The 6,695-nt window shown below is 72.1% G+C and carries 7 protein-coding genes and 1 tRNA gene; 3 read left to right on the forward strand and 5 right to left on the reverse strand.

Going from position 1 to position 6,695, the window contains the following annotated elements; all coding sequences use genetic code 11:
* Nucleotides 1-63: 63 nt before the first annotated feature.
* The 4 genes from N1F89_RS15745 to rpiA all read right to left on the reverse strand — a co-directional run bounded on the left by N1F89_RS15745 (nt 64) and on the right by rpiA (nt 3,596).
* On the reverse strand, nt 64-678 hold the full coding sequence (locus tag N1F89_RS15745) for a gamma-glutamylcyclotransferase family protein (RefSeq protein WP_290085185.1): 615 nt from the start codon (nt 676-678) through the stop codon (nt 64-66).
* Nucleotides 675-2,069, reverse strand: coding sequence for a glutathione-disulfide reductase (gene gor / locus N1F89_RS15750; protein ID WP_290085186.1), 1,395 nt, complete (start codon nt 2,067-2,069; stop codon nt 675-677). The genes N1F89_RS15745 and gor overlap by 4 nt, the downstream gene beginning before the upstream one ends.
* Before the next feature lie 268 nt (nt 2,070-2,337).
* Nucleotides 2,338-2,880, reverse strand: coding sequence for a DUF2059 domain-containing protein (locus tag N1F89_RS15755; RefSeq protein ID WP_290085187.1), 543 nt, complete (start codon nt 2,878-2,880; stop codon nt 2,338-2,340).
* Nucleotides 2,881-2,897: 17 nt separating this feature from the next.
* Nucleotides 2,898-3,596 (reverse strand): ribose-5-phosphate isomerase RpiA, encoded by a 699-nt coding sequence (gene rpiA, locus N1F89_RS15760; RefSeq protein ID WP_290085188.1) that lies wholly within the window; start codon nt 3,594-3,596, stop codon nt 2,898-2,900.
* Nucleotides 3,597-3,829: 233 nt separating this feature from the next.
* Here rpiA and N1F89_RS15765 point away from each other — a divergent pair, with 233 nt between their 5' ends.
* The 3 genes from N1F89_RS15765 to N1F89_RS15775 all read left to right on the forward strand — a co-directional run bounded on the left by N1F89_RS15765 (nt 3,830) and on the right by N1F89_RS15775 (nt 6,177).
* On the forward strand, nt 3,830-4,525 hold the full coding sequence (locus N1F89_RS15765) for a phosphoglycolate phosphatase (RefSeq protein WP_290085190.1): 696 nt from the start codon (nt 3,830-3,832) through the stop codon (nt 4,523-4,525).
* A gap of 56 nt (nt 4,526-4,581) precedes the next feature.
* Nucleotides 4,582-4,656 (forward strand) — tRNA-Val (locus tag N1F89_RS15770).
* A 66-nt stretch (nt 4,657-4,722) separates the two neighbouring features.
* On the forward strand, nt 4,723-6,177 hold the full coding sequence (locus tag N1F89_RS15775) for a TrkH family potassium uptake protein (RefSeq protein WP_290085191.1): 1,455 nt from the start codon (nt 4,723-4,725) through the stop codon (nt 6,175-6,177).
* A gap of 4 nt (nt 6,178-6,181) precedes the next feature.
* On the opposite strand, the gene N1F89_RS15780 is transcribed toward N1F89_RS15775, so the two are convergent.
* Nucleotides 6,182-6,619, reverse strand: a complete 438-nt coding sequence (locus N1F89_RS15780) for a YqaA family protein (protein ID WP_290085192.1) — start codon at nt 6,617-6,619, stop codon at nt 6,182-6,184.
* Nucleotides 6,620-6,695 lie beyond the last annotated feature (76 nt).

Genomic DNA, 6,695 nt, shown 5'->3' on the forward strand with positions numbered 1-6,695 from the left:
CCGTGCTGCGGCCCTCTCTCCGCCCTGAAACGGGGGCTCTATACAGGATGGCCCGGCCGGCTGCTAGCCGAAATCGGCCGCCGCCGGCCGCCCCGGCCGCGCCACGAGCGCGTCGAACAGCGCGCGTTCGGCCGGCGACAGGCGCACGGCGCGCGGATAGCGCGGGCTGGCGCGGTCCTCGTCGATGGCGATGTCGAAGTTCTCGGTCTCGGCGACGAAGCGCGCCAGGCCAGGCTCGCCGTGCTCGTTCAGGAAGCCCTGCATCACCGCGTCGAGATAGGAGCGCAGGATGCGCGGCGGGCGCGGGTGCGGCGGCAGCCGGACGTCGGCCTCGTAGAGGTAGAGCGGGCAGTCGGGCAGGGGGCCGTCGAGCGCCAGGCTGTCGGGCGCGATGGCGCGGCGGTGGTAGCGCGCCTCGCGGGCGTCGACGGCGGCGAGGTTGGCGGCCCGGTCGACGACCAGGAGCCCGTCGCAGGTGGCGGTCGCATCGCGCCGCACGCTGAGCAGCGCGGCGGGAAAGCCCGGCATGTCGGGGCGCGGCCGCCACAGCCTGCGCCAGCCGGAAAGCCGCGCCGGCATCGCCGCGACAATCGCCGTGCGGTGGGTGGCGCGGTTGACCAGCGAGCCATAGCCGAAATAGGCGACCAGCCCGCCCGGCGCCGGCCCGCGGCCGCTCAAGCCGCCTTCTCGACGCGCTCGCCGCGCTCGATGCGGTAGCTCGGCTGGTACATCGTCACCAGCTCCTCCGCGGCGGTCGGGTGGATCGCCATGGTGCGGTCGAAATCCTCCTTGGTCAGCCGCGCCTTGAGCGCGACGCCGAGAAGCTGCGCCATCTCGCCGGCATCCGGCCCCAGCACATGGGCGCCGACGACGACGCGCGTGTCGGCGTCGACGATCAGCTTCATCACCATGCGCTCCTGGCGGCCCGACAGGGTGTGGCGCATCGGCCGGAAGCCGGCGCGGAAGACCTCGAGCCGGTCGTAGCGGCGCGCCGCCTCCTCCTCCGACAGGCCGACGGTGCCGATCTCGGGCTGCGAGAAGACGGCGGTGGCGATGGTGTCGTGGTCGACCGGGGTGGGGTTGTCCTTGAAGGCGGTCTCCACGAAGCACATCGCCTCGTGGATCGCCACCGGCGTGAGCTGGACGCGGTTGGTCACGTCGCCGACGGCCCAGATGTTGTCGACGCTGGTGCGCGAATGGTCGTCGACGACGACCTCGCCGTGCAGGCCGGTCTCGACGCCGGCCGCCTCCAGGCCGAGGCCTTCGGTGTTGGGGATGCGGCCGATGGCGAGCAGCACCTGGTCGACCGTCAGCCGGTCGCCGCCCGAGGTGTGCGCGTCGAGCCGGCCGTCGGCGCGCCGGTCGATGCCGAGCAGGATCTCGTGGCAGCGCACGGCGATGCCCTTGGCCTCCATCGCCTCGTGCAGGCCGCGCCGCATGTCCATGTCGAAGCGGCCGAGGATCTCCTTGCCGCGGTAGATCAGCGTGGTCTCGACGCCGAGCCCGTGGAAGATGTTGGCGAACTCGACCGCGATGTAGCCGCCGCCGAGGATGGCGATGGAGCCGGGCAGGCGCTCGAGGTCGAACACCTCGTTGGAGAAGATGCAGTGTTCGTGGCCGGGCAGGGCGGCGTGCGGGTTGGGCCGCGCGCCGACCGCCAGCAGGATGTGCCGGGCCGTCACCCGGCGGTCGCCGACGCGCAGCGTGTGGCGGTCGACGAGCACCGCGCGCTCGTGCAACAGCGTGGCGCCGGCGGTCTCCAGCCCCTTGCGGTAGAGGCCTTCCAGCCGGTCGATCTCGCGGTCCTTGGCGGCGACCAGCGTCGGCCAGTCGAAGCCGATCTCCGGCACGGCGAAGCCGTAGCCGGCGGCATCGGCGAAATGCTCGGGGAACTGCGAGGCGTAGACGAACAGCTTCTTGGGCACGCAGCCGCGGATCACGCAGGTGCCGCCGAAGCGGTACTCCTCGGCGATCGCCACGCGCTTGCCGAGCCCGGCGGCCAGCCGCGCCGCGCGCACGCCGCCCGAGCCACCGCCGACGACGAAGAGGTCGAAATCATACTGCGCCATGCCGCCACCTGTTCCGGCCGTGCCGCCGGCCGTCCGCCCCGGTTCGCGAGGCGGCCGTGCGGCGTCGCCCCGCTGGTCTCGAGCCGCTCTGCGTTTCACGGAATCGCAGACCGGCTCTAACTCATTGTTTTCGCGCGTTTCCGAACGGCGAACCGGTTTCCACTTCGCCTCGAAACGCTATAGGAGACGGCGGCGCAAAAGAAAAGCCCGGCCGCGGGGCCGGGCTGAAGGCGCGGCGGCCGCGCCGGCGCGATCGCGATATGCCGCGCTACTGGTTCTCGCCGCCGTCGCCGGTGCCGCCCTCGGCCTGCGCGCCCATCGCCGCCTCGAGCTGCTGGGCGACGTTCTGCGCCAGGTCGCGGGCGATGCCGCGCTGCCAGATCTCGGCCGCCTGCATCACCTCGCGGGTGACGATCGGCCCGTCCTGCAGCAGCTTCGCGCCGGTCGGCGAGTTGTAGAAGGTGGCGATCTCCTGCAGCTCGGCTTCGGAGAAGACGCGGGCATAGGCCATCGCCGCCTCGCGCTCGAGATCGGCGCGCCGGGCGGCGAGCGCCAGCGCGTTCTCGTCGACCGTGGCGTTGATCAGCTCGACCAGATTGGGATTCTTCTGGATGAGCTCGGCCTTGAGCGCCTGGGCGGCCTGCGGCAGCACGCTGTCGAACTCGTCGGTCGCATTGACCGCGTCGATCGCCGCGCGCGCGGCCTTCAGGTGCGAATCGGAAATCTCCTGCGCGGTTGCCGTCCCCGCCAGCACCGCTGCCGCAAGCGCCGCGGCGACGCCGAGCAGGCGGACGCTTCTGACCAGTCTCATGTCTCTGTCACTCCTGTCTACCGGGTCGCTTCGATGGTTCGGATGCCGTTCGCCCCGGCCACGATCGCGCGATCGGCGAGGCCGAGGAACAGCCCATGCTCCATCACCCCGGGGATGGCGTTCAAGGCTTCCGCCAGGGCTCTTGGATCGGGAATACGGCCAAATGATGCATCGAGGATGAAATGCCCGCCATCGGTCTCGAACGGCGCGCCGCCGGCCATGCGCAGGGCGAGCGTGCCCGCAAGGCCGAGCGCTTCGCCGGTGCGCGCGATGGCCAGCCGGGTGGCGCCGAGGCCGAAGGGGGTGACCTCGATGGGCAGCGGGTAGGCGCCCAGCGTGTCGACCAGCTTGCTGTCGTCGGCGATGACGATCATCGCGCGCGAGGCGGCGGCGACGATCTTCTCGCGCAGCAGCGCGCCGCCGCCGCCCTTGACGAGCGCCAGGCCGGGGCCGATCTCGTCGGCGCCGTCGACCGTCAGGTCGAGCTCGGGCGTCTCGTCGAGCGTGGTCAGCGGCACGGCATGCTCGGCGCACAGGGCGGCGGTGCGCTGCGAGGTCGGCACGCCGATCACCGACAGCCCGTCGGCGATGCGCGCGCCGAGCAGCCGCACGAAGGCCTCGGCCGTCGAGCCGGTGCCGATGCCGAGCCGCGCCCCGTCGCTCACCGCCTCGAGCGCCGCGCGCGCGGCCTCGCGTTTGCGTTCGGCCTGGTCCAAGTCGTCATCCCCCGTTTCTGCCGGCGCCTCCCTAACACGCCGGCGGCGACCGGCAAACGCTTTCCGGCCGGCTTGCGAAGCCGCCCGCGGCGGGCTATCGCCGGGCGGCACCCGGAGCCGAGCTGCCCGTCACGGAAGCGCAGATCGGCTCCCAGGCATTGTCTTGACGCGTTTTGGAACGGCGAACCGGTTTCCACCTCGCCTGGAAACGCTCTAGCGGACGGGACCGGCGCATGGCCTCTTCGATCATCGTCTTCGACCTCGACGGCACGCTGGTCGACACCGCGCCCGACCTGATCGACAGCCTCAACCACTGCCTGGCGCTGGCCGGCCTCGAGCCGGTGCGCGGCGCGCGGCTCAAGCAGGACGTCTCGTTCGGCAGCCGGGTGATGCTGGAGCGCGCCTTCGCGCGCCAGCGGCGGCCGCTGCCGGTGGCCGAGCTCGACCGGCTGCAGGCCGTCTTCCTCGACCACTACGCCGCCTCGATGCCGGGCCGCTCGCAGCCGTTTCCCGGCGCGGTGGCGGCGCTCGAGCGCTTCGCGGCGGCCGGCTTCACCGTCGCGGTGTGCACCAACAAGCTGGAGGGCATGTCGCGGCGCCTGCTCGGCGCGCTCGGCCTCGCCGAGCGCTTCGCGGCGATCTGCGGCGCCGACACCTTCGCCTTCCGCAAGCCCGACCCGCGCCACCTCACCGCCACGGTGGCGCAGGCCGGCGCGGATGCGGGACGGGCGGTGATGGTCGGCGATTCGCGCACCGACATCGACACCGCGCGCGCGGCCGGCATTCCCGTCGTGGCGGTCGATTTCGGCTACACCGACCTGCCGGTGCGGCATTTCGAGCCGTCGCGGGTGATCTCGCACTACGACGAGCTGACCGTCGCGATGGCCGAACGGCTGATCGCGGAGGGCGGGCCGCAACAGCCGGCTTGACTTGCCGGCCGGGCGCCGCCTATATCGCCGGCGAGCCCGGCCGGCGGCCGGGTCTCGGGCGCGTAGCTCAGCGGGAGAGCACACCCTTCACACGGGTGGGGTCACAGGTTCAATCCCTGTCGCGCCCACCACCCAACCGGGACCGCGACAACACCTTCCGATCCGTAACGACCGGTCCCTCTACCGAGGCAACGTCCTTGCAGGCTCAGGCGCTTCGGACCGCCGTGCACGTGGCGGCCGTCTTTGCCCTCTATCTCGCGCTGGCGATGCTCGTTCCGGCCGCGGTCGACCTTCATGCAGGCAACCCCGACTGGCGGGTCTTCGCGCTGTCGGCGGTGACCGTCGGCGGCTTTTCGCTGACGGTCGCAGCGGCGACGCGCAGCCGGCCGCCGCTGCAGTCGACCCGCTTCGCCTTCCTCGTCGTGGTCGTGCTGTGGATCACCCTCGGCCTGGTCAGCGCGGTGCCGTTCTACGCCGCCTCGCTGCGGCTCGGGGTGGCCGACGCGGTGTTCGAATCGGTGTCGGCGATCACCACCACCGGCTCGACGGTGATCGTCGGCCTGGACGGCCTGCCGCCGGGGCTTCTCGTCTGGCGCTCGCTGCTGCAGTGGATCGGCGGCCTCGGCGTCATCGCGCTCGGCCTGTTCCTGCTGCCGTTCCTGCGCGTCGGCGGCTTCACCTATTTCCGCATCGAATCGTCCGACATCGACGAGCGCCCCTTCGAGCGCTTCTCGACCCACATCCTGGCGCTGATCGGCATCTATGTCGTGCTGACCACGCTGTGCGCCTTCGCCTATGCGGCGGCCGGCATGTCGGGCTTCGATGCCGTCAACCACGCGATGACGACCATCGCCACCGGCGGCTTCTCCACGCACGACGCCTCGTTCGGCCACTTCGAGGGCGAGGCGGTGCTGTGGGTCGGCACGCTGTTCATGCTGGTCGCAGCACTGCCGTTCTCGATCCTCATCCTGCTCGTCGTGCGCGGCCGGCTCGACGCGCTGCGCGATCCGCAGATCCGCCTGTTCCTCGCCTATGCCGTCGGCTTCGCCCTCGCCGTGGCGGTCTATCGCAGCGCGACGACCGGCATCGGCTTCGAGGCGGCGCTGGCCGGCTCGGTGTTCAACTTCGTGTCGATCATCACCACCACCGGCTATGCGAGCGAGGACTACACCGCGTGGGGGCCGTTCGCGGTGGTGGCGGCGTTCCTGGCCACCTTTCTCGGCGGCTGCTCGGGCTCGACGGCCGGCGGCGTGAAGGCCTACCGCTTCCTGATCCTCGGCCGGCTGCTCGGCAACGGGCTCGCCCAGCTCGTGCATCCGCACGCCGTGCACAGCGTGCGCTACGGCGACCGCGTCGTCGACGCCGAGATGCAGCGCGCCGTGGTGCTGTTCGTCGCCGCCTTCCTGCTGGTCTGGGCCGCGGCGACGGCGGCGCTCGCCGCGTTCGGCGCCGATCTGGTGACCGCGCTGACCGGGGCGCTGACGGCGCTGACCAATGTCGGCCCCGGCCTCGGCCCGACGATCGGCCCGGCCGGCAACTTCGCGCCGCTCGACGACGCGTCCAAATGGGTGCTGTCGGCGACGATGCTGTTCGGCCGGCTCGAACTGCTCGCCGTGCTGGTGCTCCTGGTGCCGGCCTTCTGGCGCGGCTGAGCGGTCACATCCAGCCGAGGGTCGCGGCCGCCAGCGCCGCATAGCGGCCGGTCTTGGCGATGCCGACCAGAAGCAGGAAGCGCCACAGCGGCTCGCGCAGCACGCCGGCGACCAGCGTCAGCGGGTCGCCGATCACCGGCATCCAGGACAGAAGCAGGCTCCAGCGGCCGTAGCGGCCGTACCAGGCGCTCGCGCGGTCGAGCGCGGCCGGGCCGGCGGGGAACCAGCGCCGCTCGCGGAAGCGCTCGATGCCGCGGCCGAGCGCCCAGTTGACCACCGCGCCCAGCACGTTGCCGAGGCTCGCCACCGCGACCAGCAGCACGACGGGCAGGCCGCCGGCCGCCGTCAGCCCGACGAGCAGCGCCTCCGACTGCGCCGGCAGCAGCGTGGCGGCGAGAAAGGCGGCGGCGAACAGGCCGCCGAGCAGCGCGGCATCGGACATGGCGGTTTCCGGGACGGGCGGGGGCAGGGCGCCGGCGCCCTGCTTACGCGGCTTTGCCGGCAAGGGGAATGGCCGG

The sequence above is a fragment of the Aquibium sp. A9E412 genome (genome assembly GCF_030398335.1).
Classification (GTDB): domain Bacteria; phylum Pseudomonadota; class Alphaproteobacteria; order Rhizobiales; family Rhizobiaceae; genus A9E412.

What these genes read in the sequence shown, in the direction of transcription:
- N1F89_RS15780 (WP_290085192.1), bottom strand. Translation starts at nt 6,619, where the DNA reads ATGTCCGATGCCGCGCTGCTCGGCGGCCTGTTCGCCGCCGCCTTTCTC.
- gor (WP_290085186.1), bottom strand. Translation starts at nt 2,069, where the DNA reads ATGGCGCAGTATGATTTCGACCTCTTCGTCGTCGGCGGTGGCTCGGGC.
- N1F89_RS15765 (WP_290085190.1), top strand. Translation starts at nt 3,830, where the DNA reads ATGGCCTCTTCGATCATCGTCTTCGACCTCGACGGCACGCTGGTCGAC.
- N1F89_RS15755 (WP_290085187.1), bottom strand. Translation starts at nt 2,880, where the DNA reads ATGAGACTGGTCAGAAGCGTCCGCCTGCTCGGCGTCGCCGCGGCGCTT.